The organism is Shewanella baltica (assembly GCF_900456975.1).
GTDB lineage: Bacteria > Pseudomonadota > Gammaproteobacteria > Enterobacterales > Shewanellaceae > Shewanella > Shewanella baltica.
In genome coordinates, this window is the sequence record NZ_UGYM01000002.1 from 757400 (window position 1) to 776117 (window position 18718).

12 protein-coding genes are annotated in these 18718 nt (G+C 42.2%); 9 read left to right on the forward strand and 3 right to left on the reverse strand.

What is annotated here, in order from left to right; genetic code table 11:
* The first annotated feature begins 267 nt into the window (after nt 1–267).
* The 4 genes from DYH48_RS03335 (at nt 268) to DYH48_RS03350 (ending at nt 8371) form a co-directional block, all read left to right on the forward strand.
* Nucleotides 268–2574, forward strand: coding sequence for an ATP-dependent endonuclease (locus tag DYH48_RS03335; protein ID WP_115334050.1), 2307 nt, complete (start codon nt 268–270; stop codon nt 2572–2574).
* On the forward strand, nt 2571–4505 hold the full coding sequence (locus DYH48_RS03340; protein ID WP_115334051.1) for a UvrD-helicase domain-containing protein: 1935 nt from the start codon (nt 2571–2573) through the stop codon (nt 4503–4505). Before DYH48_RS03335 ends, DYH48_RS03340 begins: the two co-directional genes overlap by 4 nt.
* A gap of 101 nt (nt 4506–4606) precedes the next feature.
* Nucleotides 4607–5098, forward strand: a complete 492-nt coding sequence (locus DYH48_RS03345) for a dual specificity protein phosphatase family protein (protein WP_115334052.1) — start codon at nt 4607–4609, stop codon at nt 5096–5098.
* 474 nt (nt 5099–5572) lie between these two features.
* Entirely contained in the window at nt 5573–8371 is a 2799-nt protein-coding gene (locus DYH48_RS03350) for a tetratricopeptide repeat protein (protein ID WP_115334053.1), read from the forward strand.
* 273 nt (nt 8372–8644) lie between these two features.
* On the opposite strand, the gene DYH48_RS03355 is transcribed toward DYH48_RS03350, so the two are convergent.
* The 3 genes from DYH48_RS03355 to DYH48_RS03365 are packed head-to-tail and all read right to left on the reverse strand — an operon-like array spanning nt 8645 to nt 10561.
* Nucleotides 8645–9013, reverse strand: coding sequence for a hypothetical protein (locus DYH48_RS03355; protein WP_115334054.1), 369 nt, complete (start codon nt 9011–9013; stop codon nt 8645–8647).
* A gap of 2 nt (nt 9014–9015) precedes the next feature.
* Nucleotides 9016–10182, reverse strand: a complete 1167-nt coding sequence (locus DYH48_RS03360; protein ID WP_115334055.1) for a hypothetical protein — start codon at nt 10180–10182, stop codon at nt 9016–9018.
* Nucleotides 10172–10561 carry a hypothetical protein gene (locus tag DYH48_RS03365; protein WP_115334056.1) on the reverse strand — a complete coding sequence of 130 codons (390 nt, stop codon included), beginning with the start codon at nt 10559–10561 and terminating at the stop codon, nt 10172–10174. Before DYH48_RS03365 ends, DYH48_RS03360 begins: the two co-directional genes overlap by 11 nt.
* 741 nt (nt 10562–11302) lie before the next feature.
* On the opposite strand from DYH48_RS03365, the gene DYH48_RS03370 reads away from it, so the two are divergent.
* From DYH48_RS03370 to DYH48_RS03390, 5 genes are all read left to right on the forward strand, one after another.
* Nucleotides 11303–11878 carry a DUF6904 family protein gene (locus DYH48_RS03370; RefSeq protein ID WP_147287760.1) on the forward strand — a complete coding sequence of 192 codons (576 nt, stop codon included), beginning with the start codon at nt 11303–11305 and terminating at the stop codon, nt 11876–11878.
* Between the two features lie 186 nt (nt 11879–12064).
* A complete protein-coding gene (locus DYH48_RS03375; protein WP_115334058.1) occupies nt 12065–14320 on the forward strand; it encodes a competence protein CoiA family protein in 2256 nt (751 codons plus the stop codon).
* Nucleotides 14321–14821: 501 nt separating this feature from the next.
* Nucleotides 14822–15112, forward strand: coding sequence for a DUF2607 family protein (locus tag DYH48_RS03380; protein ID WP_071938423.1), 291 nt, complete (start codon nt 14822–14824; stop codon nt 15110–15112).
* 85 nt (nt 15113–15197) lie between these two features.
* A complete protein-coding gene (locus DYH48_RS03385; RefSeq protein WP_115336086.1) occupies nt 15198–17360 on the forward strand; it encodes a TonB-dependent siderophore receptor in 2163 nt (720 codons plus the stop codon).
* Nucleotides 17350–18630, forward strand: coding sequence for an acetyltransferase domain-containing protein (locus DYH48_RS03390; protein ID WP_115334059.1), 1281 nt, complete (start codon nt 17350–17352; stop codon nt 18628–18630). The genes DYH48_RS03385 and DYH48_RS03390 overlap by 11 nt, the downstream gene beginning before the upstream one ends.
* Nucleotides 18631–18718 lie beyond the last annotated feature (88 nt).

Here is an 18718-nt window from a genome sequence, read left to right on the forward strand (position 1 = left end):
TTATTTCTATCAGTGGTGATTTGTCTTTGAGATTAGGGGAATTACATACGCCAAAAAAAGTTACTTTAGGTTTATAACTATCGTCATTGTTAATGAGTGACTTGTCTCTCTTTTCGTTCAATTCTATTGACCAATTTTTTCTTTGGGTACAAAGTGTTTATATCTAAATTAACAGCTGAATCGTTAATTTTGTTGCGAGAAGGAATGTGCGGTTACGACAGAGTATTGCTCCTACCGCGAACTATCAAACATGGAGAGTTAGTCAATATGCACATCGAAACCGTCTGTATTCGTAATTTTCGGCGACTAAAGAATGTTCGCATCGATCTCGCGTCAGATATATCTATCTTTGTTGGGGCTAATAACAGCGGAAAGACATCAGCAGCGCACGCCCTCCAACTATTCACTTCGGCGTCTAAGGACAAATTTTCACTTCACGACTTTAGTGCCGAATGTTGGGAAGCAATCAACTCATTTGGCGAAGGTGTTAGTGGCATCGAGCTACCAAACATTGCCATCGACATATGGTTTAGCGTAAAACCAGCAGATCTTTATCGAGTAATCGATTTGTTGCCTAGCTTAGAATGGCAAGGCAATTTAGTCGGGATTCGAGTAGAATTCGCTGCTGTAGACACTCTGTTGTTAAGAAGCAGTTTCCAAGAAGTTCGAAATCGCGCTCGTCAGGCGGTTATTCAAGCTACAGTTCAAAATCCTAGTATTACTGGATATGACCCACAACCCCGCACCCTTTGCGACTTTTTATCAGATACCTCAAATAACTATCTGCGAAAAAGTTTTGAGTTTAATTATTACGTTCTTGACATCGCGCAGCATGACAGCAACCTTGTTGCTTTAGATGGTTACAAACCTCTACAACTGATGCCTGGCAAAGGCCGTAGCGGCAAAGACGTACTGAATAGTCTCGTCAAAGTAGATTGCTTGCACGCTCAACGCCATCTTTCAGATTCTAATAGCGGTTCTCGCTCTGAGGACTTATCTCGTTGTTTGAGTCGTTTCTATGAAAGAAACCTCGAGAAACACGGTGAGGATCACGAAGCGCAACGTGCGCTTTACCAATCTGAGACCATGTTAAACGACCATCTTGAACGGGTCTTTGGCCCCACACTCGAACAATTAGCTCAACTTGGCTACCCTGGAGTTCACAACCCTCGGCTGTTGATTAAGACAGCTCTGAATCCTGCTACTATCCTCAGTAGTCACGATGGTGCTCGCGTTCACTACGCTTTAGGCTCCGAGGGTCGTACGGAGGCTACTCTGCCAGACAGGTACAATGGGCTTGGTTTCAAAAACTTGATCTACATGGTTGTTGAACTTCTTGATGCTCACGCCAGATGGATAGATCTAGAAGAAAACCGTCCTCCGCTCCATTTGATATTTATTGAGGAGCCAGAAGCACATCTGCATGCTCAGCTGCAACAGGTTTTCATTCGTAAAGTACTGGATATCCTCGCAACCCCCGAAAAAGACATACCGTATTGCACCAGCCAGCTTGTGGTCACTACGCATTCGCCACATGTACTCTTCGAACGCGGCTTTAAACCTATCCGTTATTTTCGCCGAACTACCGATGAAGGAGTCCAACGTTCTCAGGTTCTCAGCATGAAAGCATTTTATGAGACAGCTAACGATCCGAGCGTTCCATCTGATCGCACTAGAGACTTCCTAGAACGTTATTTAAGACTCACTCATTGCGATCTATTCTTCGCGGACGCAGCGATTCTGGTTGAGGGCAATGTCGAGCGATTACTGATGACTCAAATGATCGCTAAAGCCGCACCTAAGTTGCAGTCAAACTACCTGAGTATCCTTGAAATAGGTGGTGCATTCGGCCATAGATTCAAAGGTCTCATCGACTTCTTAGGCCTTACTACTTTAATAGTTACCGACATAGACAGCGTCTTCGCTCCTATCGTCAGCGCTGACAACCAACAGGAAGAGGACGCACAACCTGACGACGATGATGCTAATGCAGCTCCCGATTTTGATGAAGAATCGGAAGAGGCTGAAGCTGCTCGCCGAGGACGCAAGGCTTGTATGGTCAATGAGGCTGGAGCGCTCACGTCAAATCAAACCTTAGTAAAATGGCTTCCAGGTCTAAGTTCCATTACCGAATTGCTGGCTGCATCACCCGAACAACGTACTCAACAAAGAGCAGTATCCAGTGATGCATTAGTGCATGTTGCTTACCAAACTCCGGTTGACGTGACTTGGCGAGGCATAACTGAATCACTAACAGGGAGGACTTTAGAGGAAGCTTTTGCGTTACAAAATCTAGTATGGTGTCAAGATTTTGAGCGCAAGGATCTTGGATTACGCATAAAAGGGGCTAACAACTTAGACTTGAATGGTATTGCGCAAAGCTTGTATCGCAAAGTTAAGAATACCAGTTTCCACAAGACCGACTTTGCCTTAGCTCTATTGGCTCACAATCCGACGGAATGGGTTGTTCCGAATTATATAGCAGAGGGCCTATGCTGGTTGGAAGATGAGATAGCGCCTCCATCTGATGATGAGGTAGCTCACTTGGCAAACATCGGGGATATTGGCATATGACTAGCCGTATAGGGCAGCCAGATACACAGGCAGATCTGGAGTTACGTGCTTGCTTGGACAAAACCCCACCATCTAGTTTCGTTATGGTCGCAGGTGCTGGGTCGGGCAAGACTACATCACTAGTGAAGGCCCTGGCCCACCTTGGGCAAACGAGGAGAACTGAATTAAAAACTCATAACCAGCAAGTTGCTTGTATAACTTACACTGAGGTAGCTGTTAACGAAATCTGGGGGGATGTGGGCCATGATTCGCTGTTTCACGTATCAACAATCCATAGTTTCTTGTGGATAGTAATACGTCCGTTTCAGTTCGATCTCAAAACTTGGGTTCTCGCTCGTATTAACGAAAAGATCACCGAAGCTCAAGAGCATCATGACAAGCCAAGAACCCGAGAAGCAACACGCGAAAGATTGCTTCAAGATATCGCGCGTTATCAAAGACAGTTGGAGGTTGTGCAGCACCTGACGCATTTCACATATGGAGCAGGTAGTGATTTTAATCGTGGCGTACTTGGCCACTCGGACGTCATAAATGCAGCTGTCACGTTAATTGAACAAAGCCAGCTATTACGTGGCATTATCGCGAGTCGGTATCCAGTAATTTTCGTTGATGAAAGCCAAGACACAAGATCTGATATCGTGGCAGCCTTTCGCAATATTGCTGAGACTACTGAGGTAAAGTTTTGTTTAGGTTTTTTTGGCGACCCAATGCAAAAAATTTATATGGATGGCGCAGGTGCGATTGACATACCGGTTAACTGGACACAGATCACAAAACCAGAAAATTTCAGATGCCCGCTACGCGTACTAAAAGTTGTAAACGCTGTGCGCCAACCTGGAGATGGATTAGAACAAACTCGAGGGAGAGTGAGTGAAGTAGACGGAGTTCTGGTGCCAATCGAAGGTTCGGCTAGGATCTTTCTGCTGTCTGCTGACAATAATCGTTCAGAGAAAATGGTAAAGGTTCGTGAATGGCTCCGATTAGTCAATAACGATGAGCTTTGGAGGAGTGATGACCGCGCAGCAGATGTCCGAGCATTAGTAGTAGTCCATCGTATGGCCGCTACTCGGCTCGGTTTCCCAAACCTGTATTCAGCTCTTAACGACAACGCTCCCTCGAGCTTAAAGGAAGGGCTGAAAGATGGCACTAGTTGGCCGCTAAGACCCTTTATTACATATCTATTACCGTTGACATTGGCCGTCCACCAAAATCGTAAGTTTGATGTCATGAGCATATTACGAACTAATTGCCCGATTTTGAGTTCGACGAATTTGTCCAGCGCTAACACCGCAGATATTCTGTTGAAACTACAGACGTCTACTTTAGAGCTTGCACGCCTCATGCGATCGAGAGACGCCACCATTCGGGATGCACTTAATTTTGCATTTAATGCCGGTATATTGCAGCTTGAAGAAGCATGGCAAAAGTATTTAGGCTCAAATTCAGAATCTCTAGAAACTGATAGCAATGATTCTGAAATACCTTCCGTGATTGCCTTTCTGGATTGCAACATCAATGAGCTGACTGGTTACCGTCACTACCTTGAGGACCTATCACCGTTTGCTACCCAGCAAGGCGTCAAAGGAGCAGAATTCGAACGAGTAATGGTATTGATCGACGATGAAGAGGGGCAAAGTCAAAAGCAGTTTTCCTACGGTAAATACTTTGGCATAACGGAGCTGTCAGACAACGATAATCAGAATATTGCAATTGGAAAAGATAGTGTAATTGAACGGACAAGACGACTCTTTTACGTATGCTGTTCACGAGCCACACGCGACCTTGCCGTAATTATGTTCGTTACGGACATTGAAGTAGCTAAAGAACAGGTTCAACAGTCAGGACTGTTCGAATCTACGGATATTATTGATGAAGCTACTATTGACGCTACTCTAAGCTCAAATTCAGAGCGTAGCGATGTATGGCATTGATGAAAACCGATCTCAACAAGAAAATACAGCAGCTTTACGATATGACATTTTCAGATGATGAGAGCGATGAGTTTCCATGAAAAAATGAAGAGAGGTAAGTAATGATAGAGGTCTATCCACATCTATTTGTTGGTAATGAAAATGATGCAACAACCGTATTAAGGGAAAATGGTTGGTACATTATTCATGCCTGCAAAGAACCATATCACCGACAAGCTCTAGGTTACTCTGGCAGAGGCGCACCGAATTCTCACCCAGAATACTTAATCGCGAAACGAGATGGTCGACTAATTCTTAATTTAGTTGATGCACCTGATCCTGCATATATTTCAAAAGAAATCATGGATGCAGCTGTAAATGCCATCGTTGAAAACATTTCGGATAAAAAAGTTCTTGTGCATTGTAACCAAGGTATGTCACGTTCGCCGACAATTGCCTTACTGTATCTCTTGAAACATACCAATGTGCTCAAAACTGACGACTTGGCGAGTGTGCATGAAACATTTTTAGGACTTTATCCATTGTATAATCCGGCTGGAGGTGTTGCAGGATTCGTTGAAAAAAACTGGCTTGATTATGTAGGGACTGCATAACTTGCTCCTATGGTACTGTCTAAAACTCAAGCCATTCAGATTCCAAGAAAGAACAGTTGCAACTAATATGGCTCTGTTCCAGAGCTTGAACGATAAGCCTACAATCTGCTGAACGTTGAATTTTCATCTTTGCTAACAGCAGGCTTTGCTCATGCATATGGACGAATACTTAGTGTTCCCTACTGTAATCAGAGTGCTGGCACATTTTGATTAAAAAACAGGCGCATTTATTTGTTGCTGAAGAGGAAAAAACATTCTAATTTAGAAGTTTAGAGTGAATCAGCCTAAAATAACAGATAAGAAACACACTTTTGATAGCTGTCTGATCGTGGTTGTTTGTAAGCCAGTTTTTACCAAAAAATTAACGCTGGCCAATTATTTGGTAGAACCAGATAAAGCGTTCCAGCATAACATACCAATATTAACCTCCTGCGTGAACGATACTCTCCGCTAAACCTGAATAGGGATAAAAAATTGTCTGAGCACATAAAGAAGAGAATAGTTAAAGGCCTCATTGAAGAAATATCCTGCTTAGACGCAACAGGTATAGAGCTAGTTGGCCACAATTATATTTCTCTGCGCGAGAATCAACCTCTTATTCATCATGGACTGAATAAGGACTATATGCCTTCTGGCTATACAGTGGACACATTTTCTGATGACTCCTCGATTGTCGGAGAATACAGTGCGGAGAAAGGCTACTTCGATTACTCAGGCAAAAAAGAAGCACCTATTTATTCGAAAATAAATAAAGATGTACTTCATGCCTTAGGTCATAAAGGCGGTTCGGGTCCAGACAAGATATATCTAATTAGTAATCAAGAAGAAAATCCATCTTTTCGTGCAAAATTTAATTCTACAAATATTGGTCAGGAATACGCAAAACGCATAATAATAATTGATGCTCGAGAACTTGCTAAAGGTGTATATGAACAATCAATAAACAATCCCACAGCCGCCGATTTTTACAAACAATATTTTCCAACTTTTTCTCAGAATATGGATAATTATGAGTACTTTGGAAAATTGCCAAATGCTTGTGATGGATATGTACTCGCTGAAGAAGTTTTCGGTGCCGTCAGTAATCACTTTAAAAATGGAAACAGTATTTGCGTATTGCATGGAATTAGTGGATCAGGAAAGACCCAAGCAGCTATTGATTTCGTTAGAAGAAATAAATTAACTTTTCCAAATTATATTTGGATTGGAGGTGAGGATTGGAATTCTGATACATCACTTAGCTCTGTCCAGAGAAGTCGAGGAGGGGCACCGGTTAATGTAGCAGGGTTATTTAACTCTGAAAAATCTATCCTTGTGATTGATAATTTTAAAACAGGACTAGAAGAAAATAATTTTGAAGAGTTGAAAGCAGGGTTTTCCAAAGGAGGAGTGGTTCTAGTTACTTCTCAAATTTCAGCACCGCAAAGTTTAATATATCTCTCTATTCCTCAGTTTTCGATAGATAGCGCACTCGCACTCATCGGGGAAAATACTTCGTCAGCTTCTGCATTATGTCGAGAATTCATCTCAAGATGCCGGTTTTCACCATTAATACTATCAATGACCAAAAAACTAGGTTATGAACAGGGTATAGATAAGGAAACTATTTATCGTGAGATTCTAAATGAGCCAGAATTGATTGATGACTCCAGTGGTGCATCAATTGTAAGAAAAATTCTTTCTGGTTTACCTCCAAGTTCTCTTGAAGCATTAAAAAAAATAGCAAATACAGGAATAAACTCGCATGACATTGAGTTTTTGAGGAGATTCGTTGGTGTTCTAAAGTGCAACTCTTTACAAAAATTGTCAATTCTTGTTCCCGAGAATACAACTGGAGTTTTTCGAATTCACGACCTTATATCTATAGCCGTTCAAGATGAATTAGATAGTTCATCTTTAGTTTCTTCGATTGAAGACTTTATTTCGTCAAGTGCTGGCGATATGACACCAAGTGTTCTTAGGCAGATACATTTGTGCTCAGAACTCATATTAAATGAGCATTTACGACGTGGATATCGAGAAATTGACTGGCTTCATTACTCTCTTTTACAGTTAGAGGGTGATATAAAAATAGAGCTTCATAAAGAGATATATGAAATTACTCTTACCGAGAACGATAGTTTACAAAAAATTAAGAGCGTAATAGACGCAAGGGAAATTCATTCGTACACGATTGATGATAAAGAGGCAAGAAAAAGTTATTACAACGATTGCGCTAATTTATATGGGAAGCTCTTACAAAAGAATATATCAGAAAATATACAGCTAGAACTCCTTCATCATATAGGAAAGTCTCTTAGACGTTCAGGTATGTATCCCGAAGCCTTAGAGTCATTCAATCGACTACTGTATTTAAAGCCTGAGTGGCATGCAACGTATGGGCAAGTCGCTCACTTAGGAACTCAACACGGAGTTAATAAAGATGTAAAGGATGCAGGTGAAAAAGCTATGCGCACTCTACTAGGGTATATCCAAGATGAGCTGCTTTCAGTACCTCTTCGCGTATCATTAGCGGCTCTCGCTAGATTAAGATCATATAGTCAAATAGCTCGAGAGATTAACGAACAGCAAGATTTAGTGAGAAAGCTAGCTGACGTGATATCTATGTCAGCATTAGAAGGCTTAGATCAGTTTTATGAAGCATTCGTCTCCTTTACATCAATGTTTGGATATAAGCATAGCATGACGTGCGTCAGAATTGCAGAATCCATACCAGAGTTGATAGCTATCCCACCAAATCAAATAGAAAAAAGGCAATGGGCAAGCGCATGTGAAGCACTTACTAATTCATCAGTAGCAGCCGAACGAGAAAATAAAAAAAGGCTTGCCAAGTTATTAATTAATTCGGCTTTATCGTTTGCAGATGAAATTAGTGATTATGAGCAGCTTAATTCATTTGATGGAAGATGTGTTGCAAAAACATATATCTTGGGTCTGAAACCAGAAAAAGCAATAATGGCAATAATGAAAGTTCCCCAGAAAGAAGTAAATCATTGGCTGCTTTATGAGAAAGCAAAAGCATACTTGGAATTAGGGAGTAGTCATTACGCAGATGCTTTATCCAGTGCTAAAGAATGTTTTTCTTCAGCAAAAACCGATCAGAAAGCATCAGCAAGAATATCTATTTATCACGACCTACTCAGTAGTTGTTATATGAAATTGGGTGATAATGAGAATGTAACTAAAGAACTTCAGGAAGCAATTAAAAATTGCTCCAATGAAAAATATAAAGGCGAGTTGGAAATTAGGTTGAATGAATTCAACAAGTGCTAGCTGAGCGCGGAGTTAATGTCCGCAATTCGCTCTTAGTGAACTAACGATGCACTTTAATTGCTATTAACGTGCATCGTCGTATTTCCGGGGTCTCGCTGAATCGAATTTCCGAAAATACGGTAAAGCGGACATTAGTTTTTTGAGAACTCCAGTTTTGTACAACTGATTCTCGCTCATAGCGGCCTGTCAGATGAAGTCCAAACCATCAGATATGAGCTACTACAAATTATATATGGGGGAGTGTAGCCCGATATTTGAAATTTTATAGTCTCACTATTTTGTGTTTTTCCTGTGTTCAGCCTCCTTTATTGCCTTTCGCATTTCAGCTAGGTCAGTTTCAAGGCTATCCATTGATTGGCTATCAGATGCTTCCAGTTGAGAACGAAGTTTTTTAAGTTTTTTGATCCGCTCATCACGTTCAGCATCGTCAGCCGAAAATGTTGCTTTGTCATGCTCATTGAGCCGGTCAAATTCAGTCCATGCTTTAGAAAAATTACGCTGAAATTCTTCTGAACGGATTTGTTGTTGAACTTCATGTGTTTTCTGTTGGATAAGAACTTCTTGTCTGCCGGATAAGGTAAAATAGATGATAATCGCTGTGATTGGACTCGCAATGATGATGCCATAAAGTACAGATTTCATTGTTAGTTACCTCCTTTGATACCTGGCTGGGACACTGTGAAACTTGCTTCTGTTGAGTTGCTGAGGTTAGATGCTTCTTCTGTTTGTAAGCGCTCTGACGTTCTCATTGACAGGTTTCGTGATTTAGATGAACGGTTGTCTGTGCTTGCATATTGAGCGTTAGACGTTGATGCCTCTTTTGAGTTTGCTCTATTAGTCGATACTGAAAAGAGCGTGTCCTGGCTTTGTGACGTTTCCATCTCCCAGGTCTCACCAAATAGAGAGTTTCCTTTCCCAAACAGAGTGAACTCACCAATTGAGGCCGAGATGTTTTTTGGATCAACAGAAAACGAGCCGCACGACCACTCGTATTTTCCTTCATAGTGATAACCGCGACTTGTTGGTATTACACAGTTCTGCCCAAATTGCCTTTCCACAATCTTTTTGGCTTTATCTGGCAGGTCATTTCTCACCAATTGTTTGCCCATCGCGTTTGCTAGGGCTAATTTGATGTCAGAGATATTATTTCCGTTGAGTGGAATCCCATTGGATATATCTTCAAGAGTTGCTTCGGCAACAAGACCATAAAGTGCCCAACACATGCCGTCTTCAATGAGTCTGTCTGATGGTACTCTGATAAACGATGGCATACCTGTCGTAGCCCAATTGAAGTTTGCTTGGTGTAACTCAACCTGGCACTGGCCTATCGTTTTTTCCTTATTCCACGCCATGCAAGCCTGAACGCTGGTTACGAGTGGTTTAGGTTCTAGATCTTGAAATTGTGGTGCTTTGGGTTTTGTAATGAGCGCACAATGTCTGATTACATTTGCAGTTCGTCCTTTTGCAGAATGACCTTTCTCTATGTATGTAAACAGTTCATTTAGCATTGCAAGAGGCGCTGTTTTAACCGCCAGACGGTTAGTTATTTGATTCTGGCGCCGCGATGATGTTTCATCCGAATCACGTACCGAGGTTGAAGTGGTATCCCTTATTTCCTCACCATTGCGTTGTTCTTCACCCTTTTGTCGTTGTAATTCCATGCTGGTTTCATCGTTGATTGCTGTTTCTTTCTGTGAACGTTTTTCTTGCGTTGATTTCTGCCCTACGGTTGCACTCTCCTGAGCAAGTAAGTTACTAGAGTAAGCAACCAACGTAAAAGCGACCACGCCCAATAAATGCTTACTTCTCATGATCACAGGCCTCCTTGAGTACTTCGATTTGCTGAATACTTTTGATGCTTGGTTCTACCAGCCATGCGTATCTGTACCTTTGAATGTTTCTACAGAGCGCAACTATGTACTGATCTGCATCCTGAGGTACTGAATGGATTTCCCCATCTTCTTCTGCGGCCATAAAATCAGAGAAATCATCAAAGGCTGCTTTGCTTAGGTACTCAGCCAGATGAGTAGCATCGTCAGAACTTTTGCATAGCAAAACCTCCGGCCAGAGCAGGTCATCATCAGGCCCCCGATTACCGGGCTGGTCGGGTGGATCTAACCTGACGACCCAAACTTCTTTTAGCTCATGTGCTACAGCTAGATTGAGTAGTTCAATACCATTCAACTTCATAAAAATAACTCCGTGCTTAGTGGACGGAGCCATTATCCCGCTGATAACTGCTGAGATTGGCACGCCAAACTGCCCAATTTGGACAAACACCTTATATCTAGAGTTAGATATGAATATCCCGAGTGAGATTAGGTCGGTGCAGTTTTGAATTGGTATGTTAATGGTTTTTAATAATTTTTTAGGTAGCGTTACATGTCACGAATATTAAGTGTGACATGTAACGCAACTACTCAAGCATATATGGGAACGTTGCACGCTTAAGCCTTGAGCATATTGGTTTGCTGCACGATTACTGCTTAAACATATGGGACGGTTGCACGATAGGAACTGCCAAGACCCAAATATTGAGTGTTTAGTAAACCATATTTGTTTTAAATTGCTTAAAGACAGTCAGTTTTGCTGGCTTCGGTTGATATGTGGGATTGTTGCACGGATATTTTAAGTAAATGTCTAGGGGCGTAGCGCTTCTTGAGAGTTGTGAAAGCTTGCAGTTTATGGAATGAGATCTAAATAGCGTCAATTAAATAGGCTAACCTGCGAAGGAATGAATAGAATGGGTGGTGTCAGTCTAGGCATGCAGAAAAGTTTCCACATATAAGTCATCTTGGATTTAGAAAGGCCAAATCTATTTAACTTGCCAAACGACAACATTAAGTTATTGATCGTATTTTGACAATGGAACACAGTACATACAACATTAAACCCTTGTCAACATGCTTATTATTGTCTACAGAAGGATGAATGATGCTTCAGCATAGAATTTTGGAAAGTAACCTTGGCTTTGAAATATGGGGGGATTTCGGCACCTTGTACGATCTTCGCAAGCTTGTTTTAGATGCTGGAGAGTCAAACTCTCTGGTTGATTATGAGGGAATAACTACAGGGCTTGCATACACTATTCGCAAAGCTTACGAAGGCAGCTTTAAACAAGACACTATCCGCGTTGGGGATGACATGATAACCCAATACGGGTTTCAAGTTGAATGGATCCCATTTCTGATTCAAGTCATTCTTGTCCGCACAGGCTTTTCTGTACGCGCTTTGAATAAGCTTCAAAGGTCTCAGTTACTGTATCTAGAACACTTCGTAGAAATTACCATTAATGCAGCATTTTCTATAGAATTTGCTGAAATAATATTTCGTATGGAGCAGTTGCTGGGGATTACTGAGGATAAACTGGCATCAATCCTCGATAGCAGAGTGGAATACTTTAGTGGATTATCAGTACAAAAAAGAAGAGAACAATTAGCCATATTAATAGGCTCATTCCATCCTTCTTATCAGCACCTGTTCAGTAAATTGGTGGGAGGTGTTTGAGAATGATATACAAAATATATATCACCCATGAGTTGAGAGAGCTAACAATCAATCAGAAATGTTTTCAATTCACATGTAGTACGTTTTTTTTCTAAAAAAGCAGGTCGTCATCCGAGATCATGGGTGAGGAGATGGCCTAGTGACTAAATTTTAGTAATCATACAGAAGAATAAAAGAGTGCGAACGATGGATACGGTACTACGTCACAAAATTTGGGAAGTCTTCATAAAAGGGAAAAATCACCCCATCTTAGCTTCAAAAATAACACTGCCCAGCAGTGATGGAGTGCAACTACACGAAGAAGCTTTGCTCAAACGCATCATCGCCGAGCACATCAAAGACAACGAAACATACATTACCTGTTCTCAATGCGGATGTGGGCTTTTCTATCGTGCAGCAAATTCAATCCAAAATCGGTCAGCGTATCTTTACCACAACACAAAATTCGCCCATGACATATTACTTACCGAGAACTGTCCATTCTACCATAATACACCAAGTACCCTGTTTTCTCAGATCTACAATGGCGAAGGAGAATGGCATCTGTCCACAAAAATGGCCCTGAGCAAAATCCTAGATAATGATCCCTTCGTAAGTCCTGGCACCGTCAAAACAGAAAAATTAATCTTCTCTGACGATCCAAAAAGAAATACGTGGCGTAGGCCAGATATTCAATTTACTGATAAGAATGGTCAAAAATGGGCAATTGAGTTGACTCGATGGTGGATGTCACCACTCATCGTGGTACAAAGAGAAGAGTTCTTCAGGAAAGAAAACATTAACTTATTATGGGTCTTTAGCCCACAATGCGCGGAACACAATAAAACAACATACGAGTTAATCATGTATGGCTCCAACATTCCTAGGGAAGCATGTTCAGAAGCCAGTCGGCCACAATGTAATGCCTTTGTTGCTACAGAACGTGCTCTAAAATTGAGTCAAGAAAAAGGTAAACTCATCCTAGATGTGGAATTTCCTGAATACTACTATTGTAAAGAGAGACAAGAGATCGGAGCTAACTTCCAATTTCATCTAGCTTCACTTGAAGTGCTGAATACTGCCCCAAAACTCAGACTCCCCTTCGCTGTAAAGACATCAACATCTCTTAGTGACGCCAAACTTAAGCTACACCAGCATAACCGCCAGAGACTCGCGATCACTATTACTAATATTCGAAAGCGAAATGAAAGCCACTTAGCACTCACTGCTATCACGGATAACGATGAACACCCCATAAACCCCTTCAGTGGTCTTGAAGTCATCCATACTGATTACAGATTTCATAGTCACCTTAGAGATAAATGTCTCAAAGCAAAGCAGCACATTGATTACTTGCGTATGCAGAACCTCAGAGCAGCACGCTATAAACTCATCTCACTATTACGAAGAGAAACCTCCAATATATGGACCACAAGAAACTACAGAGATTCTGAAAGTCTCAGGTATGCCATGCTTAACACACTAGACACCCCTATTTTTGAAAACTACAAACTCATCTCGAATGTTAATCGGTACCGCAACATCATTACCACCCAACTTGCGGCTATCGAAGCAAGGACGCAACGCGCCGAACAAATTTGGAAAACTAAAAATATTATCAACCAATTGCCACAGCAAGTGATTGAAGGCACACACTCCCCTCAGATTGCATTCGATACGCTCAACAGAATAAAAACAAAATCACAAGTTGCCATCAGCTCGATATTATTACTACGAGCCATTGACCGTTCCACTAGGAAAGTTGAAAAAATAACAAAAGAACAAGAAGAAACTAGCCTGCGACTAAAACAAGAGCAGTATGAACGCGAACAAGCACTACAGCGACAAGCTGAACAAAACAAACGTCGGGTCAGTAATGAGGTCCACATTTTCATTAATCAACTCAATACAACTGGGTTCACAGAGATGCCCATCAGTAGTAGTTATGATGAGATCAAATTTAGAAGACTACAACATGAATGCAACCAACAAGAGCTGCATGAACTCAGATTCAATATTGAACAAGCCTACTCTCAAGCTTACACCAACCTGAAAGGTACTTATCTACTGACACATTTTCCACTTACTTCTTCTGGATGGAACGCCAATACCAATTTCACCACCGAACTAAATAAGCTCTTTGGTTGGCAACGAAATGTGTTTTACACAAAGTCAGTTGCAGATAAACAAGGTGCAATGAAAAAATCATGGTGTGCAGAACTACTCACGTATTTCATCAACACAGTACTCTACGAACTTGATGAACTCTATCAGGAACTTTATGGAGAACCCCACATCGATCAAGTTATACAAGTAAAAAAATATGGTGGCACCCACGCCAGAAGACTAACCTACATCTTGAAAATGATTATCAACCAAGGAAGTCTTATCACGAGCGATGATAAAGCGAAAGCAAACTGGCTCAAAAAACTCGTCTTGCAAAAATCTCTGGTGAACAGATAGCCTATACAAATACAAGCTGATTGAGGTTCGTTGTCTAGTTCTATAAAAGTGCGGTAGTTAAGTAAGAGCGAATAGATATCATTTTATATGATTAAAAAAGTTAGAAATTAACAATGTAAAACACCAAGAATCATATGCTTATTAGATGTTTTTTCGAGTTTAGCTTTCTAAAAAAATTCTTATCTGATTGATTTTTATGTTTTAAATTACCATCTCCAAAACCGATGGTTGCGGGTTCGAGTCCTGCCACCCCTGCCAAATAAAACAACGGCTTGCATAGAAATATGCGAGCCGTTTTATTTTGTCTGCCATTTAGCCTCAATATATTCAGTACTCCCTCTATTCATTCGCGGTTATCGCCTTTTCTCACAAATACTGTTTCTCACAAAACTGTCGTATACCTCTTGTAACATTTAAGCCCTGCGGCTTAGGTAAATCGGTTTGCAACTTTAGTTGTGCTTAACATACAATCGCCTGCCAAATTATTTGAGGAAGTATGGTTTGAATAGTGTGATGCAAACAAGACGCACCCTAGCGATATGGCTTGCTGCCATGTTGGTGCTATTGTCTGTGGCCATTGCTGTTCACAGTATTTCCCATGCCAATGAAGACCCTAAGTCCCATTGTTCGCTGTGCTTACATCAGCACCAGTTGCAACATGCGATAACCAGTACGCCCTTTCATTTTCAATTGGCTCAGCAGAGTTATATTTCGGTTGAGTTCCAAGCCATTTCCTTTAAGCGACCTTTTAGTCGTTTCTTCAATAGTCGTGCTCCGCCGTTAACAGCATAAGTTACTGTTTATTCAATTTATCTTAATTAACTTTGAGCGCCTTGGCTTAGCTAAGGCGCCGATGCTGTTTATTTTCGGAGTGAAAATGACCTCTTTTTATATTCCCAAGCGCGCTGCGCTGTTGCTGGGCGCCTTGTTTGTACTCAATCCTATTTCAATGTTGTTGGCTGCGGAGGATGCTCAATCTGGTAATGCTATTTTAGAGACTGACATTGAGCGTTTAAGTATCCACTATCGCCAAGCTTACCGTGGCAATGTGTCTGCAACTGAGCTTCCGCAAGCGATCAGTGTGTTAGACGAGCAATTGATAAAAGATGCGGGACTGACGCGGTTTCAAGATGTGTTGGATTATTCCGCCAGTGTGGCGCGGCAAAACAATGGCGGCGGTTTATGGGATAGCTTTTCCCTGCGCGGTTTTCCGGGTAATGAAAACATGCCATCGGGCTATTTAATCAATGGCTTTAATGGTGGTCGAGGTTTTAGTGGTCATCGAGATTTATCGAATGTGGCCTACGTGGAGATCTTAAAAGGCCCAGGTTCGGCGCTTTATGGTCGCTCAGAGCCCGGCGGTACAGTCAATATAGTTACGAAGAAACCTCAGTATCAAACCAGTGGTTATTTAAAGGCATCGGCAGGGAGTTTCGATCAATATCGATTAGAGGGAGATGTGACTTCCGGCTTGACCGACAATGTGGCATTTCGAATTAACGGCGCGTGGCAGGAACACGATAGTTTTCGCGATTATGTGTTCAGCGATAAAAAAATCGTCACGCCGTCAGTGCGTTGGCAGATTTCCGATAAAGCCTCGCTACTCTATGAAATGGAATACCTCAAGCAAGAACAGTTATTCGATCGCGGCATTATTGTGCTCAACAACGATATAAATACTGTGCCACGCTCGCGTTATTTAGGTGAGCCTAATGATGGCGCAACTGTGGTCAATGCCACTGGACACCAGCTGACCTATGACTATGAATTAAATGATGATTGGTCATTAACCGCGGGCTATAACTATCGCGATTCTAGCTTGAAGGGCTATTCGTCCGATGCCGAGTTGGCAAAGGGTCGGCAATCGCTATTTAATGATGGTCGCACGCTTACCCGGCAGCACAGATACCGAGATTATGCCTCCGAGGATAATTCACTGCGTCTAGAGTTAAGTGGGCATGTGGATACGGGGTTCATTCGCCACAATTTGCTGCTCGGCGCTGATGCCTATCACTACAGTTTAAAGACGGGGTTGTATCGCTATCGCGGCCAAAAGGGCGAATATGCCATTGATATTTATGAGCCTCAATATGGTGGGCCTCAGCCTGAGGTGAGTTTGTTGTATGAGAATAACGAAACCCAAAAGGCGTGGGGCACATACCTGCAAGATCAAATGGATCTCACTGAAAAGTGGAAGCTGCATCTTGGGTTAAGGTTCGATAGTTATCAGCAAGATATCAGTGAAGTTGCGAAAAATACGTTATCAGAGCAAACCGATAGCAGGGTTAGCCCTAAAGTGGGTCTGGTGTATTTATGGTCCGATGCCTTAAGTTTCTATAGTTCTTACTCTGAAGGTTTTTTGCCGCTTTCGGGAACCGACTTTGTAGGTCAGCCCTTCGAAGCCGAAGAGAGCAAGTCAGTTGAGCTAGGGATGAAGTTTAATGGCAATTGGTTTAATGGCTTAGCTGATAATGGCATAGCAGTCAGTGGCAGCTTGGCGGTGTTTGATGCGCAAAAGAGCAATATTCTGACCTCTGATCCGCTCAATGTCGGATTTTCAGCCACTTTAGGTAAAGCAAAAAGTAGCGGCGTTGAACTCGATTTAGTTGCCGAGCTGACGGAGAATTTACAGGCCAAATTATCCTACGCCTATTTGAATACTCGCACTGCCAACGACAGCTTGAATCCCGACTGGGGCGTGCTTATTCCTGCGGGCAGTCCACTGGTGAATGTGCCAAAACATACTGCGAGTGTGATGCTGAAGCGGGATCTGAATGCGTTTTCTATCGATGGACATTTAGGCATAAGTTGGCGTTATGTGGATTCACGTCTGGGTGATTCTGCCGATCCGAGTTTCCAATTACCGTCGTATCAGTTGGTTGGAGTGTTTATGAATACGCACTTGAGCGACAACTTTATCCTTGGTATCAATCTGGACAACTTATTGGATGAGCACTATATCGCCAGCAGTTATTCAGCGCTCTGGGCGGTACCCGGTGAGCCACGTAGCATTAGAGTGAGTGTCAGCTATGAGTTCTAACATTTCTAATAACAGCTCTAACATCAGTTCGAGCATAAACACAAGTCCTGAGTTACCGTTAGGTTCTGCCGAGCAAGAACTGAGTCGTTCTATTGGCCGTAGCCGTATCAATAGTATCGATATGATGCGCGGCCTGGTGATGCTTATCATGCTGCTCGATCATGTGCGGGAACGGTTTTTCCTGCATATGCAGGTGAGCGACCCTATGGATTTGAGTTCGACCTCTTGGGGGCTTTTTCTAAGCCGCTTTGCCGCGCATTTTTGTGCGCCAGTGTTTGTGTTTTTAACAGGGGTTTCTGCATGGCTTTATGCTAATCGCAGTCATGGACTGCCGCGTTCAGCGCGGGCGTTTTTGATTAAACGTGGCTTATTTTTAATCGCGCTCGAAATCTTAGTGATCAACATTTCTTGGATGGGCAACTACCACACGCTTTGGTTGCAGGTCATTTGGGTGATCGGCCTGAGCATGTTAACGCTGGCGGCGCTGATAAATCTGCCTAGACTTTGGATGGCCTTTTTAGGATTAGCGATTGTCTTTGGTCATAATCTGTTGACGCCAATTCATTTTCAACCCAATGATTGGGCTTACGGTCTGTGGACCATATTGCACGACCGTGGATATCTTGTCAGTGAAGGTGCGCTTAAGATCAAAGTGAGTTATCCCGCGCTGCCTTGGATGGGCGTGATTTTACTGGGTTATGTCGCTGGGCCTATTTTCATTCAGAAATCGAATGGTAACTCGCTTGAAGCCTCGCAGCGCCAGCAAACACTGCTGAAGTTAGGGATAAGCTGTTGGGTACTTTTTGCATTGCTACGCGGGTTTAACATCTATGGCGAAACCTTGCCTTGGCAGTCGGGGGCACATTTGGGTGAAACCTTAATGTCGGTACTCAACTTAACCAAATACCCGCCATCATTAAGTTTTTTACTGGTGACCTTAGGCGGCATGTTTTTCTGCTTAGTGGCCTTTGAGCGGTATTTTGCATCAAGTGGGAAAGTAGAGGGGAGATTAGCGCGAGTCGGCCATGGGTTATCTGTGTTTGGCTCAGTACCTATGTTCTTCTATATCTTACATTTGTACGTGTTATTAATGCTTTATAGCTTAGCGAAATTCATTTTTGGTGCGAACCATGGTGAATTATTTGGGGTGAATAGTATGGGATGGATTTGGTTAATCGCGGGCGTGTTAGTCATCGCGCTGTATTATCCCGTTAAGCGGTTTAGCGAGTATAAAAAACACAGCACTCAGGCTTGGATTAAGTACCTCTAAATTTAAGTGCTTCTAAATCTAAGCGCCTCTAAATCTAAGCACTTCTAAACTTGAGTGATATCGCTTTAAAGGAAAAGTCGCCAAGCGT

Excerpts from the sequence above, each read along its gene's own strand:
- DYH48_RS03335 (WP_115334050.1), top strand. The coding sequence starts at position 268 with ATGCACATCGAAACCGTCTGTATTCGTAATTTTCGGCGACTAAAGAAT.
- DYH48_RS03340 (WP_115334051.1), top strand. The coding sequence starts at position 2,571 with ATGACTAGCCGTATAGGGCAGCCAGATACACAGGCAGATCTGGAGTTA.
- DYH48_RS03345 (WP_115334052.1), top strand. The coding sequence starts at position 4,607 with ATGATAGAGGTCTATCCACATCTATTTGTTGGTAATGAAAATGATGCA.
- DYH48_RS03355 (WP_115334054.1), bottom strand. The coding sequence starts at position 9,013 with ATGAAATCTGTACTTTATGGCATCATCATTGCGAGTCCAATCACAGCG.
- DYH48_RS03360 (WP_115334055.1), bottom strand. The coding sequence starts at position 10,182 with ATGAGAAGTAAGCATTTATTGGGCGTGGTCGCTTTTACGTTGGTTGCT.
- DYH48_RS03365 (WP_115334056.1), bottom strand. The coding sequence starts at position 10,561 with ATGAAGTTGAATGGTATTGAACTACTCAATCTAGCTGTAGCACATGAG.
- DYH48_RS03370 (WP_147287760.1), top strand. The coding sequence starts at position 11,303 with ATGATGCTTCAGCATAGAATTTTGGAAAGTAACCTTGGCTTTGAAATA.
- DYH48_RS03375 (WP_115334058.1), top strand. The coding sequence starts at position 12,065 with ATGGATACGGTACTACGTCACAAAATTTGGGAAGTCTTCATAAAAGGG.
- DYH48_RS03385 (WP_115336086.1), top strand. The coding sequence starts at position 15,198 with ATGACCTCTTTTTATATTCCCAAGCGCGCTGCGCTGTTGCTGGGCGCC.
- DYH48_RS03390 (WP_115334059.1), top strand. The coding sequence starts at position 17,350 with ATGAGTTCTAACATTTCTAATAACAGCTCTAACATCAGTTCGAGCATA.